General features: G+C 31.3%; 28 protein-coding genes. 13 read left to right on the forward strand and 15 right to left on the reverse strand.

Annotated elements, in window-relative coordinates:
* Positions 1–12 precede the first annotated feature (12 nt).
* Both N4A57_RS10280 and N4A57_RS10285 read right to left on the reverse strand, forming a co-directional pair.
* Positions 13–327, reverse strand: coding sequence for a hypothetical protein (locus N4A57_RS10280; RefSeq protein WP_293657904.1), 315 nt, complete (start codon positions 325–327; stop codon positions 13–15).
* 136 nt (positions 328–463) lie between these two features.
* Positions 464–1,054 carry a superoxide dismutase gene (locus N4A57_RS10285; protein ID WP_293657905.1) on the reverse strand — a complete coding sequence of 197 codons (591 nt, stop codon included), beginning with the start codon at positions 1,052–1,054 and terminating at the stop codon, positions 464–466.
* Positions 1,055–1,183: 129 nt separating this feature from the next.
* Here N4A57_RS10285 and N4A57_RS10290 point away from each other — a divergent pair, with 129 nt between their 5' ends.
* Both N4A57_RS10290 and N4A57_RS10295 read left to right on the forward strand, forming a co-directional pair.
* Entirely contained in the window at positions 1,184–1,396 is a 213-nt protein-coding gene (locus N4A57_RS10290; protein ID WP_293657906.1) for a hypothetical protein, read from the forward strand.
* Positions 1,397–1,506: 110 nt separating this feature from the next.
* A complete protein-coding gene (locus N4A57_RS10295; RefSeq protein WP_293657907.1) occupies positions 1,507–1,638 on the forward strand; it encodes a hypothetical protein in 132 nt (43 codons plus the stop codon).
* A gap of 53 nt (positions 1,639–1,691) precedes the next feature.
* Here the strand turns inward: N4A57_RS10295 and N4A57_RS10300 are convergent, their stop codons facing one another.
* The gene (locus N4A57_RS10300) at positions 1,692–2,267 is read right to left on the reverse strand and encodes a uracil-DNA glycosylase (protein WP_330671500.1); all 576 of its coding nucleotides are present in this window, start codon (positions 2,265–2,267) and stop codon (positions 1,692–1,694) included.
* Positions 2,268–2,458: 191 nt separating this feature from the next.
* Between N4A57_RS10300 and N4A57_RS10305 the strand changes: the two genes are divergently transcribed.
* Positions 2,459–2,755 (forward strand): hypothetical protein, encoded by a 297-nt coding sequence (locus N4A57_RS10305; protein WP_293657908.1) that lies wholly within the window; start codon positions 2,459–2,461, stop codon positions 2,753–2,755.
* A gap of 191 nt (positions 2,756–2,946) precedes the next feature.
* The gene (trpS, locus tag N4A57_RS10310) at positions 2,947–3,930 is read left to right on the forward strand and encodes a tryptophan--tRNA ligase (RefSeq protein ID WP_293657909.1); all 984 of its coding nucleotides are present in this window, start codon (positions 2,947–2,949) and stop codon (positions 3,928–3,930) included.
* A 191-nt stretch (positions 3,931–4,121) separates the two neighbouring features.
* Here trpS and N4A57_RS10315 read toward each other — a convergent pair whose 3' ends face one another.
* The 12 genes from N4A57_RS10315 to dnaA form a co-directional block, all read right to left on the reverse strand.
* Complete coding sequence (locus N4A57_RS10315) at positions 4,122–4,535, reverse strand: bacteriohemerythrin (protein WP_293657910.1); 414 nt, start codon at positions 4,533–4,535, stop codon at positions 4,122–4,124.
* A 72-nt stretch (positions 4,536–4,607) separates the two neighbouring features.
* The gene (locus tag N4A57_RS10320) at positions 4,608–5,021 is read right to left on the reverse strand and encodes a bacteriohemerythrin (RefSeq protein WP_293657911.1); all 414 of its coding nucleotides are present in this window, start codon (positions 5,019–5,021) and stop codon (positions 4,608–4,610) included.
* A 317-nt stretch (positions 5,022–5,338) separates the two neighbouring features.
* On the reverse strand, positions 5,339–6,127 hold the full coding sequence (locus N4A57_RS10325) for a SigB/SigF/SigG family RNA polymerase sigma factor (protein WP_293657912.1): 789 nt from the start codon (positions 6,125–6,127) through the stop codon (positions 5,339–5,341).
* Positions 6,127–6,549: an ATP-binding protein gene (locus tag N4A57_RS10330; RefSeq protein ID WP_293657913.1), complete on the reverse strand. Its 423-nt coding sequence runs from the start codon at positions 6,547–6,549 to the stop codon at positions 6,127–6,129. Before N4A57_RS10330 ends, N4A57_RS10325 begins: the two co-directional genes overlap by 1 nt.
* A gap of 27 nt (positions 6,550–6,576) precedes the next feature.
* On the reverse strand, positions 6,577–6,885 hold the full coding sequence (locus N4A57_RS10335) for an STAS domain-containing protein (RefSeq protein ID WP_293657914.1): 309 nt from the start codon (positions 6,883–6,885) through the stop codon (positions 6,577–6,579).
* A 117-nt stretch (positions 6,886–7,002) separates the two neighbouring features.
* Positions 7,003–9,447: a DNA gyrase subunit A gene (gene gyrA, locus N4A57_RS10340; protein ID WP_330671501.1), complete on the reverse strand. Its 2,445-nt coding sequence runs from the start codon at positions 9,445–9,447 to the stop codon at positions 7,003–7,005.
* 21 nt (positions 9,448–9,468) lie between these two features.
* The gene (gene gyrB, locus N4A57_RS10345; RefSeq protein WP_293657915.1) at positions 9,469–11,382 is read right to left on the reverse strand and encodes a DNA topoisomerase (ATP-hydrolyzing) subunit B; all 1,914 of its coding nucleotides are present in this window, start codon (positions 11,380–11,382) and stop codon (positions 9,469–9,471) included.
* A 110-nt stretch (positions 11,383–11,492) separates the two neighbouring features.
* Positions 11,493–11,783, reverse strand: a complete 291-nt coding sequence (remB, locus tag N4A57_RS10350; protein WP_293657916.1) for an extracellular matrix regulator RemB — start codon at positions 11,781–11,783, stop codon at positions 11,493–11,495.
* 90 nt (positions 11,784–11,873) lie between these two features.
* A complete protein-coding gene (gene recF, locus N4A57_RS10355; protein ID WP_293657917.1) occupies positions 11,874–12,980 on the reverse strand; it encodes a DNA replication/repair protein RecF in 1,107 nt (368 codons plus the stop codon).
* An 18-nt stretch (positions 12,981–12,998) separates the two neighbouring features.
* A complete protein-coding gene (gene yaaA / locus N4A57_RS10360) occupies positions 12,999–13,205 on the reverse strand; it encodes a S4 domain-containing protein YaaA (RefSeq protein ID WP_293657918.1) in 207 nt (68 codons plus the stop codon).
* 161 nt (positions 13,206–13,366) lie between these two features.
* Entirely contained in the window at positions 13,367–14,470 is a 1,104-nt protein-coding gene (dnaN, locus tag N4A57_RS10365; protein ID WP_293657919.1) for a DNA polymerase III subunit beta, read from the reverse strand.
* 236 nt (positions 14,471–14,706) lie between these two features.
* Entirely contained in the window at positions 14,707–16,047 is a 1,341-nt protein-coding gene (gene dnaA / locus N4A57_RS10370) for a chromosomal replication initiator protein DnaA (RefSeq protein ID WP_293657920.1), read from the reverse strand.
* 577 nt (positions 16,048–16,624) lie between these two features.
* Between dnaA and rpmH the strand changes: the two genes are divergently transcribed.
* The 9 genes from rpmH to noc all read left to right on the forward strand — a co-directional run bounded on the left by rpmH (position 16,625) and on the right by noc (position 24,186).
* The gene (gene rpmH / locus N4A57_RS10375; RefSeq protein WP_293657921.1) at positions 16,625–16,759 is read left to right on the forward strand and encodes a 50S ribosomal protein L34; all 135 of its coding nucleotides are present in this window, start codon (positions 16,625–16,627) and stop codon (positions 16,757–16,759) included.
* An 82-nt stretch (positions 16,760–16,841) separates the two neighbouring features.
* Positions 16,842–17,177, forward strand: coding sequence for a ribonuclease P protein component (gene rnpA / locus N4A57_RS10380; RefSeq protein ID WP_293657922.1), 336 nt, complete (start codon positions 16,842–16,844; stop codon positions 17,175–17,177).
* Between the two features lie 18 nt (positions 17,178–17,195).
* Complete coding sequence (yidD, locus tag N4A57_RS10385; RefSeq protein WP_293657930.1) at positions 17,196–17,405, forward strand: membrane protein insertion efficiency factor YidD; 210 nt, start codon at positions 17,196–17,198, stop codon at positions 17,403–17,405.
* Positions 17,406–17,425: 20 nt separating this feature from the next.
* A complete protein-coding gene (locus N4A57_RS10390) occupies positions 17,426–18,091 on the forward strand; it encodes a YidC/Oxa1 family membrane protein insertase (protein WP_293657923.1) in 666 nt (221 codons plus the stop codon).
* 1 nt (position 18,092) lies between these two features.
* Complete coding sequence (jag, locus tag N4A57_RS10395; protein WP_293657924.1) at positions 18,093–18,710, forward strand: RNA-binding cell elongation regulator Jag/EloR; 618 nt, start codon at positions 18,093–18,095, stop codon at positions 18,708–18,710.
* A 183-nt stretch (positions 18,711–18,893) separates the two neighbouring features.
* Positions 18,894–20,279 carry a tRNA uridine-5-carboxymethylaminomethyl(34) synthesis GTPase MnmE gene (gene mnmE / locus N4A57_RS10400; RefSeq protein WP_293657925.1) on the forward strand — a complete coding sequence of 462 codons (1,386 nt, stop codon included), beginning with the start codon at positions 18,894–18,896 and terminating at the stop codon, positions 20,277–20,279.
* A 14-nt stretch (positions 20,280–20,293) separates the two neighbouring features.
* Positions 20,294–22,186: a tRNA uridine-5-carboxymethylaminomethyl(34) synthesis enzyme MnmG gene (gene mnmG / locus N4A57_RS10405; RefSeq protein WP_293657926.1), complete on the forward strand. Its 1,893-nt coding sequence runs from the start codon at positions 20,294–20,296 to the stop codon at positions 22,184–22,186.
* Positions 22,179–22,895: a 16S rRNA (guanine(527)-N(7))-methyltransferase RsmG gene (rsmG, locus tag N4A57_RS10410; RefSeq protein ID WP_293657931.1), complete on the forward strand. Its 717-nt coding sequence runs from the start codon at positions 22,179–22,181 to the stop codon at positions 22,893–22,895. Before mnmG ends, rsmG begins: the two co-directional genes overlap by 8 nt.
* Before the next feature lie 490 nt (positions 22,896–23,385).
* On the forward strand, positions 23,386–24,186 hold the full coding sequence (noc, locus tag N4A57_RS10415; protein WP_293657927.1) for a nucleoid occlusion protein: 801 nt from the start codon (positions 23,386–23,388) through the stop codon (positions 24,184–24,186).
* The last annotated feature ends 218 nt before the right edge of the window (positions 24,187–24,404 follow it).

Consider the following 24,404-nt stretch of genomic DNA (forward strand, 5'->3'; position numbering starts at 1 on the left):
CATACTATTATATTAATTATTTGCCATTATAGTGTTTTTAATGATGCAATTGTTAATACAATTGTTAGTACAACTAGATTCACTACTACATTTCTTATTTCTCATTATTATACTCTCATTATATATATTTCTCTCTTTATTTCGTTTTTCCAATAGATCCATATTGATTCTTTTATTAGAATATACAACAAAGAATTTCTTATAAGTATATTTCCAACATTCATGATCTCTTAATAAAATTTTAGTATCCCTATCTTTTATATCTGTTATTAATAGATTTATCTCTTTATTTTTGAACTTTTCTATATGTTGTAATACATGACACATTTTATATTTTCCTTCTTTCCCGTTAAAATGTAAACTATATTAATATAATGTAATATTTTAACATATTTTGATGTATTTAGGAAAAATAAATTATAATATGTCTAATTTTCATATATTCTTATTCACATAAAAGGATTTATCTTAGGGCTTTATCTAATCTTTTATTAACTTTTTTCCAATCTATATTTTGAAAAAATACATCTATATATCTTCTCCTATTTATACCAAAATCAATCATATAAGCATGTTCATATACATCCATAACAAGTAATGGATAACTATACCATATACTTCCCACATCATGGGAGTCACATCCAAATATATGTATTTCCTCATCTATTGAGTCTAAAGCTAGTACTACCCATCCTCTAACGGCCATTCCAACACTTTTAAACTTCTCCATGAATACATCAAAACCACCATATTTTCTATTTATCAAATTCAGTATATTTCCATAGGGAATATTGTTATCTCCCATATTGTCAAAATAAAATTCATGTAATTTCACTCCATTTAAAGCATAACTTTGACCAAGTTGCATACTCCTAATGGAAGAATAGGTGTTATTAGGGTTTTTATAATTATTTATATCCTCTAATTTTTCAAACATCCTGTTAGTTTTTCCTACATATCCTTCATAGAGCTTATAATGTTGTTTTAGTTGACTAGTACTTATTCCTTTAATAGAGGCAAAATCAAACTTTTTAGCAGTTACTTCCTTATACATATAACCCCTCCTTAAGAAAATAGTATGTTCATTTATATAAATATATATCTATCCATACACACTTTTTTATGTATTCTCATAATTTAGTATTATATGTAGGTAATTTCATTGAAAGAATGGAGGGATTTTATGGCTGATAAATCTTGTTTTTTAGGAGATGATAATATACTCATATTCTTCTTCCTATTAATCATAATATTATTCTTCTTTAACGGGCCTGGAGATGGGTGTGGATTTGACAACTTATTTGGATGTGATGATAGTCTATTTATCTGGATAATTTTATTAATAATTCTTTTCTTATTCTTGTTGTGGCCTAATGATTGTGATCCTGTGTGTTAAAAAAATATATTAATAAGTAACACATGTCCCCTAATATGAATACTTTATATTATGGAACAAACAAAAGAATAGATTTTATAAATACATAATTGTAAAGGAGGTGCAATTAGATGGCTAATAGACAATGTGAACCAGTTGGTGGCTTATTTAATAGTGGTAGTGAGTTGTTATTCTTCTTCTTGTTATTAGTAGTATTATTCTGTAACTGTGGTATGTTGGGTGGATTCTATGGCGGTTGCTAATAATATAAGAAAAAGAATTGGGGATTCCCAATTCTTTTTCTTATATTACATATTTATACTAAAAATTTCTTAAGTACTTCTAAATCACTATAATATACTTCCTTTAGCTCTCTTCTATATATTACTGCTGCTGGATGATATAGGGGAAACAAGCAATATTCATTACCATCTATAATGACCTTAGAATCCTTTCCATGGAGATCTCCAATCTTAGACCCTTCCTGTCCAGTTATGGTCTTTAAGGGAATATTTCCAAGGGTTACTATTACTTTAGGCTTTATAATATTTATTTCATCAAATAAATATTCCTTAAAATCCTTTATTTCCTTTTTAGATGGAGGTCTGTTTATTTTACCTCCTGTTTTAGGACTTTCTTTTGTGGGCCTAAATTTAACTGTATTTGTAATATAAAGTTCACTCCTATCTAATTCCAATATATTAAGAAATTCCTCAAGATGCTTACCAGCTTGCCCCACAAAGGGTAACTTAGCTTCAACCTCCTTAGCCCCCGGTGCTTCTCCTATGAGTACTATGGTACTATTAACCCTACCATTACCTAAGACAATTTCCTTATCCTCATTTTCATCCAACATTCTTTTATTAAGCTCTTTTAACTTTATCTCCTTCAATACAAGCACCCTTTCCATTTGTCTATATGATACCCACCACTTATAAATTTTAACATTTTACATAGGTATAGCATGTTTAAAGATAATAGTCAATACTTTATTTTAAAACATATGTTCCTTATAATATTATTAGGGATATTATGTTTAAGTAAGAAAAAAAGTGGTATTTTATACATATAGGAGTGATTATCATGAATAATTATCATAAGCAAATCACAGGGATGATAGACAAAAGAGGTATTGACTCCACAGATGATATTCTGAGAGAAAATCTTAGTAATGCAACTAAGAAAGTAATCAATTCACGTGAAAGAATAGAAAGACTTAAAAACACCATAGAAAACACATTAAATCGAGATGAAATAAACCACTTAAAGTATGACATCCAGGAAAGTGAAGAGAGATTAAATATTTTCCTAAAGGAATTAAAAGAAGCAGATAAAATCTATGGAGCATTTAACGAATACATAAAAAGGAAGAAGCCGTAAAGGCTTCTAACTTATTTCTTCATATTTTTCTTTTATACTTTTAAAGTCCATCCAAAATGGTCTTTTTTTTATTCTCATCCCTATATCTTTATGAACTGAAAGCTTAGTGTTCATAAATCTACAGCCTTGTCTTTTATCATAAATAAGTATATTATAAAAGTTAGTATATATGTTTTATAGGAGGTTTTTTTATGAAAAGAGTATTTTCAGGCGTTCAGCCTACTGGAAATATAACTATAGGAAATTATTTAGGAGCCATAAAGCAATTCGTCACATATCAAGAAGATAATGATGCTTTTTACTGTGTAGTGGACCTACACTCCATAACACTTCCTCAGGACCCAAAGGAGCTTCACAAAAATAGTTTAAGTGTGGCAGCCATGTACATGGCCGTAGGTTTAGATCCTAATAAATGTACCATATTCCTTCAATCATCAGTAAAGGAACATGCTGAACTTGGATGGTTCTTACAATGTATGTCTTCCACAGGAGAGTTAAGCAGAATGACTCAATTTAAAGATAAGAGTAGGGGAGACGAATCTGCTCCAACTGGACTTTTCACTTATCCAACCCTGATGGCTGCAGATATTTTATTATATGATACAAACTACGTTCCCGTTGGAAATGACCAAAAACAACATTTAGAATTAACTCGTGACTTAGCCATGAGATTTAATAATAGATTTGGAGAAACTTTTGTAGTTCCAGAATACAAAGAACAAAAGGTAGGATCTAGAATCATGTCCCTAGATGATCCTACTTCTAAAATGAGTAAAAGTAATCCTAATGAACACAGTAGAATCTGCCTATTAGATTCACCAAATAAAGTGAAAAAATCTTTAATGAGATCTACTACAGATTCAGATATGGAAGTAAGATTTGATCCAGAAAATAAGGCTGGAGTAAGTAACTTACTTACTATCTATAGTGCTTTTTCAGGACTTTCCGTTAAGGACTTAGAAAAAAAATATGAAGGTGTTGGATACGGTACCTTTAAGAAAGAGCTAGTAGTTGTAGTTAATGATTCATTAGCTCAAATTCAAGATAGATATAATAAGATTATAGACTCACCAGAATTATTAGATATACTTAAAACTGGAGCTGACAGAGCTCGTCAAGTAGCATCTGTTACTATGGATAGAGTTAAAAAGAATATGGGTTTTGTAACCTTATAAATAAACAAGGGCGGTTATAAGGCATATGAAAGAAATAAACTAGTCAATTTTCTGAGGAATTTGGGTTATCTTAAAGGCATGGTGCCCGAGCATATTAAACATATGTAAGCGACTCCATAACGAAGAAAATAATTAAAATAACCAGTGAAATGACTAATTTATTTTTTGAATATGCCTAAAATAACCGTCCCTTAATATACACCCTTAGAATTTAAAAACTCCACATATTCTCCATCCGTTTTTAATATGTGTTCTACTATCCAATCTGATACGAATACTAATAGTTCCATGGTTACACTGATTTGGTCTTCATCCACATCCCCTAATTCTAATTCTTCTAATTTCTTTAAGAAAAATTTATGCTGAAACTTATGTAAAAATATATCTTCATATCCATGTTCTTCTAATAATTTTTCCTCACAATCAAAGTGATATCTAGTATAATCCCTTAATTCATTTAATATTTCCATTATTTCATCATAATTATCTTCATGTTTTTTCAATTTCATCATTTGGTGCAATTTATTTCCTATCTTTAAAAGATTCTTATGTTGATCATCTATTTCCTTTATGTTTCTACTGTATTCAGCTTTCCATTCAAACATATTTCAATACCCCTTTTCATATATGATTTTTCAATTCATAATTTGAAATCCATATGATTAATACCCAATTTCTTATGAAATACCCTTTGAATTAAAAAATTCTTTATATTTTTTATCAGATTTTAATATATGCTGTTCTATCCAATTGGCCACAAATACTATTAAATCCATAGTCACTTCAAATTGTTTTTCATCTAACTCATTTAATTCTAATCCTTCTAACTTCTTTAAAAAGGATTTATGTTCAAATTTATGCATAAACAAATCTTCGTATCCATATTCCTCCATAAGTTTTTCTTCCGTTTGAAAATGATATATGGTATATTCCTTTAATTCATTCAATACTCTTACTAACTCATCATAATTATCCTCATGCTTTTTAAGTCTCACCATCTCATAAAGAGTATTGCCTATTCTCAAAAGTTCCCTGTGTTGGTCATCAACCCTTTTTACATTACAACTATATTCATCTTTCCAACTAAACATTCTATTACCCCTTTTTTTATAATTTCCTATATGGATTTCTTGGTTTTAAATTTGTTTTATACAGTAACTTGCCTATAAGGGAAAATATATTGAAAATCTTTGGAACCCTGGAACGTCACAACATCCTATGCTACTCCAACATGACACGTGAACCTATATCCGAAGATTCACACTTTCGCTTGTGACAAGGACTTGGGTGGAAAAGATTTTCAATATATTTTCCTGAAATAGGCCCGTATAAAGCAAGTTTATACACCAGAAATCTATACTCATCCAATATAAATAAAAGGTTAACTATTAGCAAGCCAACCTTTTATCTATAATAAACCTTGTAAATCATTTTGAAGTTTTTTTATGATCTTTTTTTCCATTCTAGATATGGTCATTTGAGATACTTCAAATTTCTTAGCAACTTGAGATTGGGTTTCATTGTTAAAAAATCTGGCCTTTATTATGCTTTTTTCCATATGGTTTAGTTTTTCTAAACATTTTATTAAAAAGTCTCTGTTTTCTAAACTTTTAAAATCTTTATCTTCTTCTCCTATTAAATCCATTAAAGTAACGTCTTTGTCTTCTCCATTATTGTCATAACTTAATTCTAAGGATTTGGGAGTATAAACTTGGCTTGCCTCCATTGCTTCTAAAACTTCTTCTTCCGTACACTCTAGGTACTCAGCTATATCTATTACTTTAGGTACCCTTTGTAGATTTTGTTGAAGTACAACTTTAGCATTATTCACCTTTTTAGACAATTCTTGAATCCTTCGTGGAACCCTTATAGCCCAGCCTTTATCTCTAAAGTATTTTTTTATTTCTCCAATTATTGTTGGTGTTGCAAAACTGGAAAATTCAAAACCCTTTGACGTATCGAATCTTTCTATGGCATATATAAGTCCTAGGGATGCTATTTGTAATATATCTTCATAATCTATTCCCTTATTAACATACTTTTTAGATAATATTTCCGCTATATATAAGTATCTATTCACTAGTTCATTTCTTATGGTCCTATCCTTATTTTCACGATAAATAGCAAAAAGTTCCTTTGGGTTTAAGTCTTTTAGGGATTCTTTAGGATATTTCTTTTCATTTAATAAGTTTTCCATTAAATATCATCCCCTAAATATTTAATCATTTTAATAATGGTCCCTTTTTCTGGTGCTGACATAATATCAACCTCATCCATTAGAGATCTTATTATAAATATTCCTAACCCTCCTTCTTTAGGACTAGTTAAATCAGGTTCCTCTATATCTTGGATACAGAAACCTTTACCATTATCTTGTATTTCTACTATCATTTTATCATATTCGACACAATATTTTATATTAAAATTTTCTAAATTTTCTTCACAAGCACAATTTCCATATTTAATTGCATTAGTACAAGCTTCTGCAACTGCCACTTTTATATCTTCTATCTCCTCAATATTAAATCCCATTCTGCTTGCCACAGCAGATGTAGTTAGCCTTACTACATTCACATACTCAGCTTTACTTGGTACAGAAATGGTAAAAACATCACTCATAACTTTATTCCACCTTCTTTTTATGTTTTACTTAATTACAAAAACTTTATCTAATCCAGTTATTTTTAATAATTTTAATATATTAGAGCCTGCATTTTCTATTATTATATTCTTATTTTGTACCTTTAATTTTTTTAAAGCTCCAATTAGAACACCAAATCCTGTGCTGTCCATATAAGTTAAGTTTGTACATTCTAATTTTATATCTTTTATCCTTTGATTACTAAGTTCATGAAGAGTTTCTTTAAACTTGTTAGCAGTGTATATATCTATCTCACCACTTAAATATATTACCCACTCTTCATCAGTATTTTTATAGCTAATATCTAATGACATATTAGTTTCTCCTTTCCATTAATTTTTACCCTCATAATTTATATTTAAACACAAAAAAGTCTCTCTATGCAATATATGCAAAAAATAAAATGCAGTTTAACAACTGCATTTTATTGTCTATTCTTCAATCACTTCTTCTATTTCATTTGCTACTTTAGCTATGGATACTATGCTGTCACCTTCATCAACTCTCATTAAGGTTACTCCTTGAGTGTGTCTACCCATGGTTGAAATATCCTTAGATTCAAGTCTTATTACTACACCATTTGTATTTATAAGCATAATCTCGTGACTATCAGTTACTACCTTTGCACCTACTAAATGTCCCGTTTTCTCCTTAACATTATAAGTAAGTAGACCTTTTCCACCTCTATTTTGGCTCTTATACTCATTTAAATCAGTTCTTTTACCAAAACCAAACTGACTTACTACTAGAAGGTCTGCATTTTCCTCTACTAATTCCATGGCAACTACTATATCATCCGAATCTAAACTCATGGCTTTAACTCCCATGGCAGCTCTACCCATATCACGAACATCCTTTTCGCTAAATCTTATGGATTTACCACTTTGAGAAACGATCATGACTTCATCATCACCATTAGTTTGTTTTACACTTATTAGCTCATCATCATCCTTTAAGCTAATAGCTATAAGACCTGATTTTCTAGAAGTATCAAATTGAGTTAAATCAGTTTTCTTAATAATACCATTTCTAGTTACAGCTATTAAGTACTTTTCTTTCTCAAACTTCTTAACTGGAATTACAGCCGTTATCTTCTCACTTGGATTTAGTTGAAGTAGATTTACTATGGCTGTACCCTTAGCCTGTCTTTTTGCCTCAGGAATTTCATAAGCCTTAAGTCTATAAACTCTACCCCTATTAGTGAAAAACAATAGATAGTTATGAGTAGACGTTATGAATAAACTCTCAACAAAGTCTTCATCCCTCGTAGTAAGACCTGTAATTCCTTTACCGCCTCTTCTTTGACTCTTATAAGTATCAGCTGGAATTCTCTTTATGTATCCTAGATGAGTTAATGTTATTGCCACATCTTCTTCATCGATTAAATCTTCTATATCTATTTCATCTTCAGAGAAGGATATGGCCGTTCTTCTAGGATCATTATATTTTTCTTTTATTTCTAGAATCTCTTCTTTAATTATGTTTAAAAGAAGATGTTCATTAGCTAATATTTCTCTAAATTTGTTTATTAATTTAATTAATTCTTCATATTCTTCTTCTATTTTTCCACGTTCTAATCCAGTTAACTTTTGAAGTCTCATATCTAGTATGGCCTTAGCTTGAACTTCTGTAAGTCCAAATCTACTCATAAGACCCTCCCTCGCTTCATTAACATTGGCAGAACTTCTAATTAAAGATATTACTTCATCAATATTATCAAGGGCTATTTTTAAACCTTCTAATATGTGAGCTCTATCTTCTGCTTTTCTTAAATCATATTGAGTTCTTCTAGTAACTACATCCTTTTGGTGATCAAGATAATGTCTTACTAGTTCATATAGATTAAGAATCTTTGGTTGCCCATTAACTAGGGCAATCATTATGATACTAAATGTATCTTGAAGTTGTGTATGCTTATAAAGTTTATTAAGTACTATGTTAGGATTAATATCTCTCTTTAACTCTATAACTATACGCATACCATTTCTATCTGATTCATCTCTTAAATCAGATATACCTTCAATCTTTTTATCTCTAACAAGGTCTGCTATCTTTTCTATAAGTCTAGCCTTATTAACTTGGTATGGAATTTCTGTAGCAATTATTCTGCTCTTTCCCTTACCCATTTCTTCTATTTCCACATTTGCTCTTACAGTAACTTTTCCTTGACCAGTTCTATAAGCATCTCTTATAGATTCTTTTCCCATTATGGTAGCTCCCGTTGGGAAGTCTGGCCCCTTCACTATTTGTATTAAATCTTCCACTGTAGCTTCTTTATCATCTATTAGTTTAACTGTAGCATCTATTACTTCACCTAGGTTATGGGGTGGAATAGATGTGGCCATACCAACGGCTATACCATTAGAACCATTTACTAATAGATTAGGAAATCTACTTGGAAGTACTGTAGGCTCTTTTAATGTTTCATCAAAGTTTGGTGTAAAGTTTACAGTTTCCTTTTCAATATCTCTTAACATTTCCACAGCTAACTTTTGCATTTTTGCTTCCGTATAACGCATGGCAGCTGCACCGTCACCATCTACAGAACCAAAGTTTCCATGACCATTTACTAACAGATATCTTATGGAGAAATCCTGTGCCATTCTTACCATTGCATCGTATACGGATGTGTCACCATGTGGGTGATACTTACCAAGCACGTCTCCAACGATACGTGCTGATTTTCTATGTGGTTTCTCTGGGCTTAAACCCAGTTCATTCATTGCATATAGGATTCTTCTGTGAACAGGTTTTAGTCCATCTCTAACATCAGGTAGAGCTCTTCCTACAATTACACTCATAGCATAATCTATGTAGGATTTTTTCATTTCCTGTTCTATGTCCACCTGAATAATTTTAGTTTGATCTTCTATCATTCTTTTGCCCCCTTAGACAAATTATACATCTAGATTAGCTACGTATTTTGCATTTGATTCTATAAACTCCCTACGTGGCTTTACTTTATCACCCATAAGAGTAGTAAATATTTGGTCAGCAGCCGCTGCATCATCTATAGTTACTTGTATTAATGTACGCTTAGATGCATCCATAGTAGTATCCCAAAGCTGCTCTGGATTCATTTCACCAAGACCCTTATATCTTTGAAGGCTGATTCCATTCCTACCTATCTCACTTAATAAGTTTTCTAATTCCTTATCAGAATATACATAATGTTCTGCTCTACCCTTTTTCACCTTATAAAGTGGTGGTTGAGCTATGTATATATGACCATTATCTACAAGTGGTTTCATGTATCTATAGAAGAACGTAAGAAGAAGTGTTCTAATATGAGCACCATCCACATCTGCATCTGTCATTATAACGATTTTATGATATCTTAGTTTTTCTAAATTAAACTCTTCTCCAATACCACATCCAAATGCAGTTATCATGGCCCTTATCTCATTATAATTTAATATTTTGTCAAGTCTTGCCTTTTCAACATTTAATATTTTACCTCTAAGGGGTAATATTGCTTGAGTTCTTCTATCTCTACCTTGCTTTGCAGATCCTCCCGCAGAGTCACCCTCTACTAGGAATACCTCGCAAAGACTAGGATCCTTTTCAGAGCAATCAGCAAGCTTTCCTGGAAGGGATAGTCCATCTAATGCTCCCTTTCGTCTAGTAAGCTCTCTGGCCTTTCTAGCAGCTTCTCTGGCCCTAGCAGATCTTATACATTTATCAACTATTATTTTAGCTTCTTGGGGATTTTCATTTAAAAAGTTTTGTAATGCTTCATTTGCAATACCTTCTACAATCCCCCTTACTTCACTGTTTCCAAGTTTAGTTTTAGTTTGACCTTCAAATTGTGGCTCTACTAATTTAACAGAAATAATACAAGTTATACCTTCCCTTATATCCTCTCCTGTTAGATTATCATCCTTCTCTTTAAGTAAGTTAGCCTTTCTTGCATAGTCATTTACAACACGAGTTAATGCAGATTTAAACCCAACCAAGTGACTTCCACCCTCATGGGTATTTATGTTATTAGCAAATGAAAATATATTTTCTGTATATCTATCCGTATATTGGAATGCAATTTCTGCTGAACTCGTATCCTTTTGTCCTTCAAAATATACAATATTTTTTTGAATAGGAGTCTTATTCCTATTTAAATGCTTTACAAATTCCTTTATACCACCTTCATAATGGAAAGTTAATTCTACAGGCTCTTCTTCTCTTTCGTCCCTAAGTACTATTTTGATTCCCTTATTTAAGAAGGCCATTTCTCTAAATCTATGCTCAAGTATACTAAAATCAAACACAGTTTCATCAAATATCTGTGGATCTGGCAAGAATATTGTTTCTGAACCCGTATCTGTGGCTTCACCTATTACCTCTAGGGAAGTCATTGTGTTTCCCCTTTCGTATCTTTGATAATAGAGTTTTCCGTTTCTTCTAATCCTTACTTCCATCCATGTGGATAAGGCATTAACTACAGAAGCACCAACACCATGGAGACCTCCAGATACTTTGTATCCGCCTCCGCCAAATTTACCTCCTGCATGAAGTACAGTATGTATAACCTCTACTGCCGGTTTTCCCATTTTAGGATGCATATCTACAGGCATACCACGACCATTATCAACTACTCTTATAGAGTTATCCTTACCTATAGTTATTTGTATCTCAGTACAATATCCAGCAAGGGCTTCGTCCACACTATTATCTACAATTTCATAAACTAAGTGATGTAAACCCTTAGGTCCTGTGGAACCAATATACATACCAGGTCTTTTTCTTACGGGTTCAAGACCTTCTAAGACCTGTATCTGTTCCGCCCCATATTCTTTGTTTACTTTTTCTGACATTTCTTTACCCCCTGTATCTTAATATAGCTATAAATTATTACATTAAAGCCCATATCTCACATTTATTTTATAGGGTTACCTATCTAACTATTTACTTATAATTTTATTTTTCATATATATATATCTTCCACATTATTGGCTCTTTTTTGAAGAGTTACAGATGATATGGGAGAATAGTAAACTATAGTTTTTATAACTTTTCTCTTTTTATTTATTTCTACCGTTTCTGTTATAACGCAGGATTTTATCTTATCATCTGATATTTTACGCACAAATTCTTCTTCTTCTATAACCTTTAAAAACTCTCTTCCTGTTTTAGATTTTTTAAAGGTTTCATAGTCTAATATAGAAATAATATTCTTCCTTGGAACTACCACATCTTTTCCCAAATGAAGGAACATAAAAATACCTCCTCGAAAAATCATCCACCTTCTATTATAACCTTTTATTACCTCATATACAAAAGATTTAGGTGCATATTTTATATTTGATTATCTGCTCCTATTCACTTGAGCATTTTCAACATGAAAAATAAAAGCGTCGTCCATATTTAACTCTTCTAAATTGTTTATCTCCGTAGTAGTTATAAATAATTGCACATCCTTTAATGCCCTTATTAAAAAGTTTTGTCTATTAATATCTAGTTCTGACATGACATCATCTAATAGCAATACGGGATATTCTCCCGTTTCTCCCTTTACAAGTTCAATTTCAGCCAACTTTAATGATAAAGCACAAGTCCTTTGTTGTCCCTGAGATCCAAAACTTCTTATATCTATTTTATCAATAAAAACGCCTAAATCATCCCTATGGGGTCCCACTGTTGTAGTTCCCCTTCTCATATCTGTTTTTAAGGATTCTTTTAACTGACTTTTAAATCTATCCTTCAATTGTTCCTTGTCTTCTGTATAATCTATATTACTTAGGTATTTTATTTCCATATTTTCCTTGTTGTCAGTTATTTTTCTATGTATAAGTCTGCTAAGGGGGGTTATTCTCTTTACAAATTTTGCCCTTTCCTCAATTATCTTCACACCTACATCTATTAGTTTTTCATCCCATACTTCTAACATGAATTCACTGTCTTTTCCCTTCATGTTTTTAAGTAAATGATTTCTTTGTATAAGTATCTTGTTATAATTATTTAGGTTATGAAAATAATAAGGCTTCATTTGAGAGAGCTCGTTATCCATAAATTTACGCCTTTCTGATGGGCCTTCTTTTATAAGTCTTAAATCTTCTGGAGAAAATATAACCACATAAATATTGTTTAATATGTCAGAATTTTTACTTAAAGATAATTTGTTTACTTTCATACGCTTTTTTTTGTTAGCTACTAATTTTATTTCAACTTCCACATTAGAATACTTCTTTTGCCCTTCTACCTTCACATAGGCCTGATTTTTGTTAAACATTATGAGTTCCTTATCCTTACTAGTTCTAAAGGATTTTCCCAGTGATGTCATATATATGGCCTCTACTATGTTTGTTTTCCCTTGAGCATTATTTCCTACAAATATATTTAATTTTTCATTTAAATCCAATTCTAATTCTTTATAATTTCTAAAGTTTATTAACTTTAATCTTTTTAAATACACCAGATGCACCCCTTGAAATTAAATGACCTCTATTGATTCTCCTTCAACTTGTACTTTATCTCCCTTGTATATCTTTTTACCACGTCTAGTTTCTACTTCTCCATTAACAGTAACTTCTCCCGATGTTATAAGAAATTTTGCGTGGCCTCCCGTTTGAACCACTGCTGCAAGTTTTAGTAATTTATCTAACTGAATAAATTCTCCATTAATTTGAATTTTTTCCATAATATTTCCTCCTAATCATATACCACTTAATTTATTATGTGATTTATTTAATATAATTAAACCTACTCCAAACTCTTAAAGGGACTCTTAAGAGCCCCTTTAATCTTAGGCATATTCAAAAAATAAATTAGTCATTTCACTGGTTATTTTTTTCATATGCCTTATTCAACTATTCTAACTGGTAATATTAAGTAAGTATAATTTTCATTGTCCGTAGGTTTTATAATACAAGGACTTACATTAGTTGTAAATTCCAATTGAATCTGTTCACTATCTATTATTTTTAACGCATCTATAAAATATTTTGAATTAAATCCTATATCTAAATCTTTTCCCTCTAAATCTATACTTACATTTTCAAGTACATTTCCTATTTCTGCATTTGAAGTTATGGTAAGTTCTTCATCTCTTATGGAGAGCTTTACTAAATTGTTTTTACCTTCTTTTGCAAGTAATGATGCACGTTCTATACTATTTAATAAATCCTTTGTATTCACAGTTAATCTAGACTTGTAGTCTGTAGGAATAATTTGTTTGTAATTAATAAACTCTCCTTCTAACAATCTAGATACTACTTTAGTATTGTTCATGTTAAATAATATGTGTTTATCTGTAATATAAATTCTAACTTCTTGGCCGTCTTCTTCTGATAATAGACGATTTATTTCATTTAATGTTTTTGCTGGAATAACAGCCTTTCCTTCAAATTCACTCTTTATAGTAGCCTCTCTTAAAGCCAATCTATATCCATCTAGGGCAACCATGTTTATGGTTTCTGGTTCTAATTTCATAAGAACTCCCATTAATATGGGTCTTGTTTCATCAATAGCAGTGGCAAATACTGTTTGCCTAATCATGTTTTTTAATAAATCTTGTGAAATAGTATAGCCATAATCTTCTTCTACCTCTGGAAGATCAGGAAAGTCTTCTGAGTTTTGAGCAAGTAATGTAAACTCTGAATTTCTGCATCTTATAATGGTTTTATTATTATCATGGACTTCTATTTCTATATTATCATCGGGAAGCTTTCTTACAATGTCTCCTAAGATCCTTGCTGATAATACAAGGGACCCTTCCTTTATTATTTCTGCATCTATATAATTTTCAATTCCTATTTCCAAATCTGTTCCAACTAATTTTAATTTATCATCATATGCTTCAAGTAAGATACCTTTTAAAATAGGAAGATTACTCTTAGATGAAATTGCTTTTTGAACAGTTCCTATTCCAGAAGCTAATACTTTTTGGCTACAAATAAACTTCATTTGTGGATAACCTCCTTTTGCTTTTAAACATAAATAAATATAAATTTTTAGTAGTAATAGTAGTAGGGCCTGTGAATTTGTGGATAAGTCTATTTTTCTTTAAAATATCAACAATTTACCCCTATAATAACTTGTTAATATATATCTAATAGTTATCCACATATTCCACTATACCTAACCTTTTATAAGTTATTAACATTTTATTAAGATACAATACACACTTAATTGTGTATTAATTATTTTTCTTTAATATCCTTAATTATGACCTCTATTTTATCTTTAACATTAGAATCTTTCTCAATATCCTTTGATATTTTTTCATGGGCATGTATGACCGTAGTATGATCTCTTCCTCCAAATTCTTCACCAATCTTAGGAAGGGAAAGATCAGTTAATTCCCTACTTAAATACATGGCAATTTGTCTAGGATAGGCGATAGATCTAGGTCTCCTTTTGGAGCTAAAATCTTCTAATTTTATGGAATAGTGTTGTGCAACTACTTCCTTTATAAGTTGTATATTTATCTGTTTAGGTCTGTTAGAAGAAATAATATCCTTCAAAGCTTCTGTAGCAAGTTCAATAGTTACATCCTTATTGGTTAGAGATGAATAGGCTACAATCCTTATTAGGGCTCCTTCTAATTCCCTAATATTAGATTGAATTTTCTTTGCTATATAATGCATAACTTCATTTGGTACATCAATGCCTTCTATTTCTGCCTTTTTTCTTAGAATTGCTATTCGAGTTTCAAAGTCTGGAGCTTGAATATCAGTAATAAGACCCCATTCAAATCTAGAACGTAGACGATCTTCTAATGTGGGAATTTCCTTTGGTGGCCTATCACTAGATATGATGATCTGTTTATTAGCCTCATGGAGAGCGTTAAATGTATGGAAAAATTCTTCTTGAGTACGTTCTTTTCCAGCTATAAATTGAATATCATCTATTAATAGGACATCTATATTTCTGTATTTATTTCTAAAAGCTTCATTTTTATCATCCCTTATGGAGTTGATAAGTTCATTTGTAAATTTTTCAGAAGAAACATACACCACTTTAGAGCTAGGATTTTGTCCTAAAATAAAATGACCAATAGCGTGCATTAAGTGAGTTTTACCAAGTCCAACCCCACCGTATAAAAAGAGGGGGTTGTAGGCCTTAGCAGGAGCTTCTGCAACGGCTAGGGAAGCAGCATGAGCAAATCTATTACTATTACCGATTACAAAGGTATCGAATACGTATTTTGGATTCAAATTCAAATTATCAAATTGCTCTGCTTGTACTATTTTTTTTTCTGTAGATTTAGATGCCTTTAAGTATGATTCACTACCTGGTATTGTAAATTCTAAGTTGTATTCCTTAGAAGTAACTTGTTTTAAAGCATTTGAAATTAAGCTAGCATACCTAGCTTCTAAAATTCCTTTAGAAAAATCATTAGCAACAGCTAAAACTATACGATTATTGTGAAGGGCTATGGGCTCTATAGGCTTTAACCAAGTATTGTAACTAACTTCAGTAAGTTCTGTTTTTAAAAGATTTAAAGCCATTTGCCATATTTCACTTAAATTAGTGTTCATAGGAAAACCTCCTTAAGAAAAAAATATATATATATAAAAATTAAATTTTTAATGAATATCCACAAATTATACACAGAAAATGTGGATAATTTTTTCAAAAACAACAAAATATGAGTATAATTTTTATAAAGTGGGAAATTAATAACCTTGTGGATAGTGTATGGATAAAATATTGAATTAATGCCAAAAAAAAAGCTTGTACACAAAGCTATTAATAACTTTTAATAATTACTAACAGGGAATAGATATTGTAATTACTAAGTAAATAGTAATAATCATGTAGTTATACACAGAATTGTCCACATGCTGTGCATAACTGTGCATATGTGAAATATTTTTTAACATATTAACAATTGTTATTTAATGATATCAAATAAAGTAGACCTTTTCAATCATATACACCAATTTATCCACAAGAAAAAAACTAGGGTGGATAAATTTGTCCACATAACTGTAGAAAATATCCAGCTTGACAGATTATTTTTATCCAGTTATAATTATTTAGTAAATGTCAATTTTAATTGTAAATTTGGTTTGTATCATATATATAGGTGAATTATGAAGGGGGTGTTCTAAAATGAAAAGAACTTATCAACCAAAAAAGAGACAGAGAAAGAAAGAGCATGGATTCAGAAAAAGAATGAAGACTGCAGCAGGAAGAAACATAGTAAAAAAACGTAGAAGAAGAGGCAGAAAAAGTTTGACTGCATAAGGCCGCATAATTAGTGGCCTTTTTCTATAATTTCTAATATATTATAGGAAAATTCAAATCATTTTTGAAAGAAGGCTAATAAATGAAGGAAACTTTACGCTTAAGAGATAAGAAAGTATTCGGTAGAATATATAAAAAAGGGTCTTCTTTAGCCAATAAGTATTTAGTATTGTTTTTTATGAAAAACGACTTAGATGTAAATAGAGTTGGTTTTATTGCAAGCAAAAAAGTTGGAAAAAGCACAGTGAGAAACAGAGCAAGACGATTGATGAAAGAAAGTTTTAGAAAATTTGAAATACGATTAGAAAAAGGTCATGATATAGTAATAATAGCCAGAAAAAATATAGTAGATGTTTCAGGCAATGATGTTGATAAAGCCATGAGACATGCTTTAAGGAAGTCTAAACTACTAAAATAGGTGAAAACATTGAATATAATGAAGGAAATTCTAATATTCATGGTGAAGTTATATAGAAGGTATATCTCACCATTGAAAAAACCATCTTGTAGATTTTATCCTACCTGCTCCCAATATGCCCTAGAAGCTTTAGAAAAGTATGGTGCATTTAAAGGGAGTTATTTGGCTATAAAAAGAATTTTAAAATGTCATCCTTTTCATCCAGGTGGTTATGATCCTTTAGAATAGATTGAGTGGGAGGTAAACACATGATAACAGCAATAGCTAAGCCCTTAGGTATGTTACTGAATGTATTATATTCCGTGGTGGGAAATTATGGAATCACTATAATATTATTTACATTAGTAATTAAACTTTTCTTATTACCTTTGACTTTTAAGCAGCTAAAAAGTACTAGCAAAATGACAGAAATTCAACCAGAGATAAAGAGAATACAAGAAAAGTATAAGAATGATAAAGAAAAATTAAATCAAAAGACTATGGAGTTATACCAAAAACACAAAGTAAATCCAGTTGCAGGATGTTTACCTTTATTAATACAAATGCCCATATTATTTGGTCTCTTTGCCGTTTTAAGAAATCCAGGGACTTACGCTGGAGCAGCCATTGAGGCGGCTAGTATGGAACCATTTTTATGGATGAGCAGTTTAAAGGAGCCAGACTTATGGATACTTCCCATAGCGGCAGCCATAACTACGTATTTTTCAATTAAGAGTAGTTCGGGAGCAAATTCACAAGCTGCAGAAAATCAAACAATGAAAACCATGAATATGATTATGCCAATTATGATTTTATTTTGGGGACGTGGATTTCCAGCGGGACTATGCCTATATTGGGTAGTAAGTAATCTATTCCAAATGGTACAACAGATGGTGATGCCTAAGCCAGGAACATCTAAGGAGGAATTGAGTTAATATGAAATTCACAGAAAAGACAGGAAAAACTGTAGAAGAAGCTGTGAAAAATGCCCTAGAAGAGCTGAATGTAGGAAGAGAAGAAGTCGACATTGAAGTATTAGAAGTACCAAGCCGTGGCATTTTTGGATTAATAGGGACTAGACCAGCAAAGATAAAAGTTACTGTTATAGATAATCCAGAAAGAAAAGCGACAGAATTTCTAGAAGATATGTTACAAAAAATGAACATAGTAGCAAAATACAAAACTAAATTAGAAAATAATACTCTAAACCTAGAAATTATAGGGAGTAACATGGGTGTATTAATAGGTAAAAGAGGACAAACATTAGATGCTATCCAATATCTTGTAAGTTTAGTGGTAAACAAGGAACGAGATGAGTATATAAGGGTAGTTTTAGATACTGAAAACTATAGAAGAAAAAGAAGACAAACCTTAATAAAATTGGCGAATAAATTGGCATATAAAGCAAAATCCACTAGTAGAGATGTGGTATTAGAGCCAATGAACCCATATGAAAGAAGAATAATTCATGCTGCTTTACAAAACCATCCACATGTGGTTACAAAGAGTAAAGGTGAAGAACCTTTTAGAAAAGTAGTAATTGAAGTAAAATAAATTAACTAAAAACCCAGTATATTTTACTGGGTTTTATTATTGTAAAGAATTAATGAAATACATATATGGAATAATATTAAAGATATAATAGAACAATACTCTTTACAAAGGACTGTGTTTTAATATAAATTATGGTTTAGGGATTAGGAATTAAAAATAAGGGAAAGAAAAAATAGAGGTGATATGATGGCAGAAAATACTATAGCAGCCATAGCCACTGCTCCTGGGGAAGCAGGAATTGGAATTGTTAGATTAAGTGGAGAGAAATCAATACATATTTTAGATGAAATATTTAAACCTACCAGGAAAAATTCCATAAAAGATTATGAGCCTAGAAGAATAACCCATGGAAAAATAATAGATCCACATACACAAAAGATAGTAGATGAAGTATTAGTAACTTATATGAAGGAACCTTTCACATACACAGGAGAAGATGTAGTTGAAATAAATTGTCATGGTGGGATGGTTCCTGTAAAAAATATATTGGATCTTGTATTAAGGCAGGGAGCTTTTATGGCTGATAGGGGAGAATTTACTAAGAGAGCCTTCTTAAATGGTAGAATAGATCTTTCTCAGGCAGAGGCAGTAATGGATATGATAAAGGCAAAAACATCCACTGGATTTCACGTGGCCCTTAATCAATTAGAAGGAAGTTTATCTAATGAAGTTAAGGTTATAAGACATGATTTATTAGAAGTATTAGCACATATAACTGTTAATATAGACTTTCCAGATGAGGATATTGAAGAACTTACATATGACAAACTTGAGAAAGATTCTATTAAAATCCTTGAAAAAGTAGAAAAATTATTAGATACGGCCCATACAGGAAAAATATTGAAAGAGGGATTAAATACAGTTATAATAGGAAAACCTAATGTGGGAAAATCTTCACTAATGAATGCCCTACTTAAGGAATCTAGAGCCATAGTTACGGATGTTCCTGGAACTACTAGGGATATTATTGAAGAGATCATATCTATTAAGGGAATTCCTTTAAGAATCACAGATACGGCTGGAATTAGAGAAACACAAGATGTGGTTGAAAAGATAGGTGTAGAGAGAAGTAAGGAGTCCTTTAATAAGGCAGATTTAGTAATATTCATATTAAATGCATCAGAGGAATTATCTATTGAAGATAAGGAAATAATGGATAAATTAAAGGATAAAGAAACTATCATATTAATGAATAAAACCGATTTACCTAATGTGATAGACTTAGAAGAAATAAAAAAATTATTGCCAGGGAAAAGTATCATTCCTATTTCTGTAAAGGAAAATAAGGGTTTAGATTTACTTGAAGATAAAATTGTTAATATGGTATATGAAGGTAAAGTACAGAGGAATGAGGACTCTTTAGTAACAAATGCAAGACACAAAAGGGCATTAGAAGTAGGTAAAACTAGTATGGAAGAGGGTATAGAGGCCATACGATCAGGACTTGCTCTGGATTTTGTGGAAGTTGACATTAAAGACTGTTGGGAATCTCTAGGAGAAATAACAGGTGATACCACATCAGAAGATATGCTAGATAGGATATTTAGCTCATTCTGCATAGGAAAATAAAGGGAGGATTAGCCATGGAAAGATACATATCAGGAAATTATGATGTAATAGTTGTTGGAGCTGGACATGCAGGTTGCGAGGCTTCCTTGGCAGCGTCACGTATGGGGTGTTCTACTCTATTATTATCTATAAATTTAGACTCAATAGCTATGATGCCCTGCAATCCATCTATAGGAGGAACGGGAAAGGGTCATTTAGTCAAGGAGATAGATGCCCTAGGTGGAGAAATGGGACTTAACATAGACAGGTCCTTTATACAAAGTAAGATGCTCAATACGGCAAAGGGACCAGCTGTACACTCATTAAGAGCTCAAGCTGATAAAAACCTTTATCATAGAGAAATGAAAAAAGTATTAGAAGAAGAAGATAATTTAGAAGTTAGGCAGGCAGAAGTAATTGAACTTTTAGTTGAGGACCATGTGGTTAAAGGTGTAGTTACTAAAACTGGAGGAGTATATAATGCTAAGACAATAATATTATGCACGGGAACTTATTTAGGTGGAAAGATATTCATAGGACAAATGAGTTATACTAGTGGACCTAATGGTCTATCTGCATCTTTAGATCTAACTGATAGCTTACAAAAGCATGGACTTAATATGAGAAGATTTAAGACGGGAACACCTGCTAGATTAGATAGCAAAACATTAGATTTTAGCAGGATGGAAGAACAACCAGGAGATGAAAAAATAGTTCCTTTCTCTTTTATGAACAAGGAACTTAGTGTCAAGCAAGTACCATGTTGGCTTACATATACAAATAATGAAACCCATGAGATAATAAAGAACAATCTTCATCGTTCAGCCATGTACTCTGGTGATATAGAGGGAACAGGGCCAAGATATTGTCCATCTATTGAAGATAAGGTAGTGAGATTTTCAGAAAAACAAAGACATCAACTATTCGTTGAACCAGAGGGACTTCACACTAATGAAATGTATATTCAGGGTATGTCTACAAGTTTACCTGAAGATGTACAATTAGCATTTTATAGAAGTATTCCAGGACTTGAAAATTCTAAAATTATGAGACCTGCTTATGCTATAGAGTATGATTGTATAGATCCTCTTCAATTGAAGTTAACTTTAGAATCTAAGGAAATAGACGGATTATTTTCTGCAGGCCAATTTAATGGAAGTTCTGGATATGAAGAAGCGGGAGCTCAAGGTCTAATAGCAGGGATAAATGCATCCTTAAAGATACAAGGGAAAGAACCATTTATACTAGATCGCTCAGAAGCTTATATAGGTGTTTTAATAGATGATTTAGTAACAAAGGGTACTAATGAACCTTATCGTATGATGACCTCTCGTGCAGAATATAGATTAGTCCTTAGACAAGACAATGCAGATTTGAGATTAACGGAGAAAAGTTATAGGGCAGGTCTTGCATCTAAAGAAAGATATGAGGCTTTAATTGAGAAAAAGAAAAATATAGATGCTGAAATGGAACGATTAAAGGAAGTTAAGATAAGACCTAGTGTGGTAAATGATTATCTAGAGTCCATAGGTACAGCACCTTTAAGTCAGGGAATGTCCTTATACGATCTTTTAAAGAGGCCACAAGTTACATATGAAGAAATAGCCTTTGCCGATGAAAATAGACCAGAACTTGATAGATTTGTAATAGAACAATGCCAAGTTCAAATTAAATATGATGGATATATTAAAAAGCAACTAAGGCAAATAGATCAATTTAAGAAATTAGAAATGAAAAAATTAAATCAGAAAATAGATTACTCAAAAATAGAAGGATTAAGACTTGAAGCAAGACAGAAGCTTGATGAAATTAAACCCCTATCTGTCGGACAAGCTTCTCGTATTTCAGGCGTATCTCCAGCAGATATATCTGTATTATTAGTTTACTTAGAGCAACAAAGGAGAAAGAGAAGTGGAAAAGATGACTAATGAACAAATATTAAGGGAAGGCTGTGAAAAGTTAGGTCTTTCTATAGATGATAATAGGATAAATAAGTTTATTAAATATAAGGATATATTAGTAGAGTGGAACAAGTTTATGAATCTTACGGGTATAACAGAAGATAGGGAAGTTATGATAAAACACTTCCTAGACTCCCTATCTTGCTTATCGCTAGACTACATAAAAGAGGACTCTAGTGTGATAGATGTGGGAACAGGAGCTGGTTTTCCTGGTATCCCCATAAGAATATATCATGATGGGGTCAAATTAACCCTACTAGATTCCTTAAATAAGAGAATAAAGTTTTTACAGGAAGTTTGTACTGAAAATAATTTAGATAATGTGGACTTTGTCCATGGAAGAGCTGAAGATATAGGAAAGAAAAAAGAATATAGAGAAAAGTATGATATAGCTGTTGCAAGGGCTGTAGCCAGATTAAATGTGCTGTGTGAATATTGTCTTCCCTTTGTAAAGGTTGGAGGATACTTTATCTGTCAAAAGGGTCCAACTATTAATGAAGAATTAGAAGACGGAAAGAAGGCCATAAGTATACTAGGGGGAGAATTAGTAGAAAAGGTAGATATACATATTCCTTATACGGATTTAAGCCATAATGTGGTAATAATAAGGAAAGTAAAAAATACCCCTAATAAATATCCTAGGAAAGCAGGAACTCCAACTAAGAATCCTTTATAGATTTATCTGTTGATAATAAGCTTTGTGTGAGCCTACTTCAGGAAAATGTATTAAAATTTTTTTCCATCGAAGTCACCTGTCACATGCTAAAGTGTGAATATTGAATATGGGTTCATGTGTCATGTTGAAAGAGCATAGGATGTTGTGACGTTCCACGATTCCAAAAAATTTTAATACATTTTCCCTTGTAGGCAAGTTACTGTATAAAGGAAGCTTAGGGTTACGAAATCTATAAAAGTTAGTACTTAAATTAGGGTTAAATATGTTTGTGGATAAGTATTTTTCTAAGAAATTGACTCTAATTGTGAATAAAAAATAATTGGGACATTTAATACACATGTGGATAAGTCAGGAAAGACAAAAAATATCATTTATCCACATGTGTACAAGAATTATTCTAAAAACTTACATAAAATATATATTGAAAGAAGGAACATTAATATTTTTGACGAATAATTATTACATTAGATGTTAAGAGGAGAAGAGTAATATGATAAGAGATGGAAACCCTAAAGTGGTAGAGATTCCAGTAAATTTAATTTCCCCAAATCCATATCAACCAAGAAGAATATTCAATAAAGTCCATATAGAAGAATTAAGTGAATCTATTAAAACTTATGGTGTATTACAACCTATTACTGTTAGAAATTTAGGAGAAAATAGATATGAATTAGTAGCTGGAGAAAGAAGATTAAAGGCTGCAAAACATGCTAACTTAGAAACTATTCCTGCAATAGTTAGGAGTATGACAGATGAAGATTCTGCTGTATTGGCTTTAATAGAAAATCTTCAAAGGGAAGATTTAAATTTTATAGAAGAGGCTCTAGGATATGAAAACTTAATGAAAGATCATAACTTTACTCAACATGATGTGGCAAAAAAAGTAGGAAAGAGTCAATCTACTATAGCCAACAAGCTAAGAATATTAAAGTTACCAGAAGAAGTGAAGGTATCCCTTATAGAACATAATCTTACAGAAAGACATGGGAGGGCTTTATTAAAGCTCCATGATGAAAAATTACAACTTATGGTTTTAAAAGAAATCATAGATAAAGATTTAACTGTAAAAAAGACTGAGGATAGAATAAAAAATATATTAGAAGAGATTACAGAAGAAAAAGATGATAATAAAAGAAAGATAAAAAGCGCCTTTAATTTTAGGATATATTTGAATACTTTAAAAAACGCATATAATGCCATAAAGGATACGGGACTTAAGGCTGAATATACTCAAAAGGACAAGGGCGAATTCATAGAAGTAATTGTAAAAATACCCAAAGATCAAGGATAGGTGACCATATGGTCACCTTTTAAGATATATGAAAGAAATAAATTATAGATTTCTTGGTTTTAAGATTGTTTTATATAGTAACTTGCCTATAAGGGAAAATATATTGAAAATCTTTGGAACCCTGGAACGTCACAACATCCTATGCTACTCCAACATGACACATGAACCTATATACGAAGATTCACACTTTCGCTTGTGACAAGGACTTGGGTGGAAAA

This window comes from Anaeromicrobium sp. (genome assembly GCF_025210435.1).
Lineage (GTDB): Bacteria > Bacillota > Clostridia > Peptostreptococcales > Thermotaleaceae > Anaeromicrobium.

Bases quoted from the DNA above. Each gene is read 5' to 3' on its own strand.
- N4A57_RS10280 (WP_293657904.1), bottom strand. From the start codon at position 327: ATGTGTCATGTATTACAACATATAGAAAAGTTCAAAAATAAAGAGATA.
- N4A57_RS10330 (WP_293657913.1), bottom strand. From the start codon at position 6,549: ATGAGTGATGTTTTTACCATTTCTGTACCAAGTAAAGCTGAGTATGTG.
- dnaA (WP_293657920.1), bottom strand. From the start codon at position 16,047: ATGAACACTAATTTAAGTGAAATATGGCAAATGGCTTTAAATCTTTTA.
- jag (WP_293657924.1), top strand. From the start codon at position 18,093: ATGAAATTCACAGAAAAGACAGGAAAAACTGTAGAAGAAGCTGTGAAA.
- N4A57_RS10305 (WP_293657908.1), top strand. From the start codon at position 2,459: ATGAATAATTATCATAAGCAAATCACAGGGATGATAGACAAAAGAGGT.
- yidD (WP_293657930.1), top strand. From the start codon at position 17,196: ATGAAGGAAATTCTAATATTCATGGTGAAGTTATATAGAAGGTATATC.
- N4A57_RS10335 (WP_293657914.1), bottom strand. From the start codon at position 6,885: ATGTCATTAGATATTAGCTATAAAAATACTGATGAAGAGTGGGTAATA.
- rsmG (WP_293657931.1), top strand. From the start codon at position 22,179: ATGACTAATGAACAAATATTAAGGGAAGGCTGTGAAAAGTTAGGTCTT.
- N4A57_RS10390 (WP_293657923.1), top strand. From the start codon at position 17,426: ATGATAACAGCAATAGCTAAGCCCTTAGGTATGTTACTGAATGTATTA.
- trpS (WP_293657909.1), top strand. From the start codon at position 2,947: ATGAAAAGAGTATTTTCAGGCGTTCAGCCTACTGGAAATATAACTATA.
- yaaA (WP_293657918.1), bottom strand. From the start codon at position 13,205: ATGGAAAAAATTCAAATTAATGGAGAATTTATTCAGTTAGATAAATTA.
- N4A57_RS10320 (WP_293657911.1), bottom strand. From the start codon at position 5,021: ATGTTTAGTTGGAAAGATGAATATAGTTGTAATGTAAAAAGGGTTGAT.
- N4A57_RS10315 (WP_293657910.1), bottom strand. From the start codon at position 4,535: ATGTTTGAATGGAAAGCTGAATACAGTAGAAACATAAAGGAAATAGAT.
- remB (WP_293657916.1), bottom strand. From the start codon at position 11,783: ATGTTCCTTCATTTGGGAAAAGATGTGGTAGTTCCAAGGAAGAATATT.
- mnmG (WP_293657926.1), top strand. From the start codon at position 20,294: ATGGAAAGATACATATCAGGAAATTATGATGTAATAGTTGTTGGAGCT.
- rpmH (WP_293657921.1), top strand. From the start codon at position 16,625: ATGAAAAGAACTTATCAACCAAAAAAGAGACAGAGAAAGAAAGAGCAT.
- gyrA (WP_330671501.1), bottom strand. From the start codon at position 9,447: ATGATAGAAGATCAAACTAAAATTATTCAGGTGGACATAGAACAGGAA.
- dnaN (WP_293657919.1), bottom strand. From the start codon at position 14,470: ATGAAGTTTATTTGTAGCCAAAAAGTATTAGCTTCTGGAATAGGAACT.
- mnmE (WP_293657925.1), top strand. From the start codon at position 18,894: ATGATGGCAGAAAATACTATAGCAGCCATAGCCACTGCTCCTGGGGAA.
- N4A57_RS10325 (WP_293657912.1), bottom strand. From the start codon at position 6,127: ATGGAAAACTTATTAAATGAAAAGAAATATCCTAAAGAATCCCTAAAA.
- N4A57_RS10290 (WP_293657906.1), top strand. From the start codon at position 1,184: ATGGCTGATAAATCTTGTTTTTTAGGAGATGATAATATACTCATATTC.
- gyrB (WP_293657915.1), bottom strand. From the start codon at position 11,382: ATGTCAGAAAAAGTAAACAAAGAATATGGGGCGGAACAGATACAGGTC.
- rnpA (WP_293657922.1), top strand. From the start codon at position 16,842: ATGAAGGAAACTTTACGCTTAAGAGATAAGAAAGTATTCGGTAGAATA.
- N4A57_RS10295 (WP_293657907.1), top strand. From the start codon at position 1,507: ATGGCTAATAGACAATGTGAACCAGTTGGTGGCTTATTTAATAGTGGT.
- N4A57_RS10285 (WP_293657905.1), bottom strand. From the start codon at position 1,054: ATGTATAAGGAAGTAACTGCTAAAAAGTTTGATTTTGCCTCTATTAAA.
- noc (WP_293657927.1), top strand. From the start codon at position 23,386: ATGATAAGAGATGGAAACCCTAAAGTGGTAGAGATTCCAGTAAATTTA.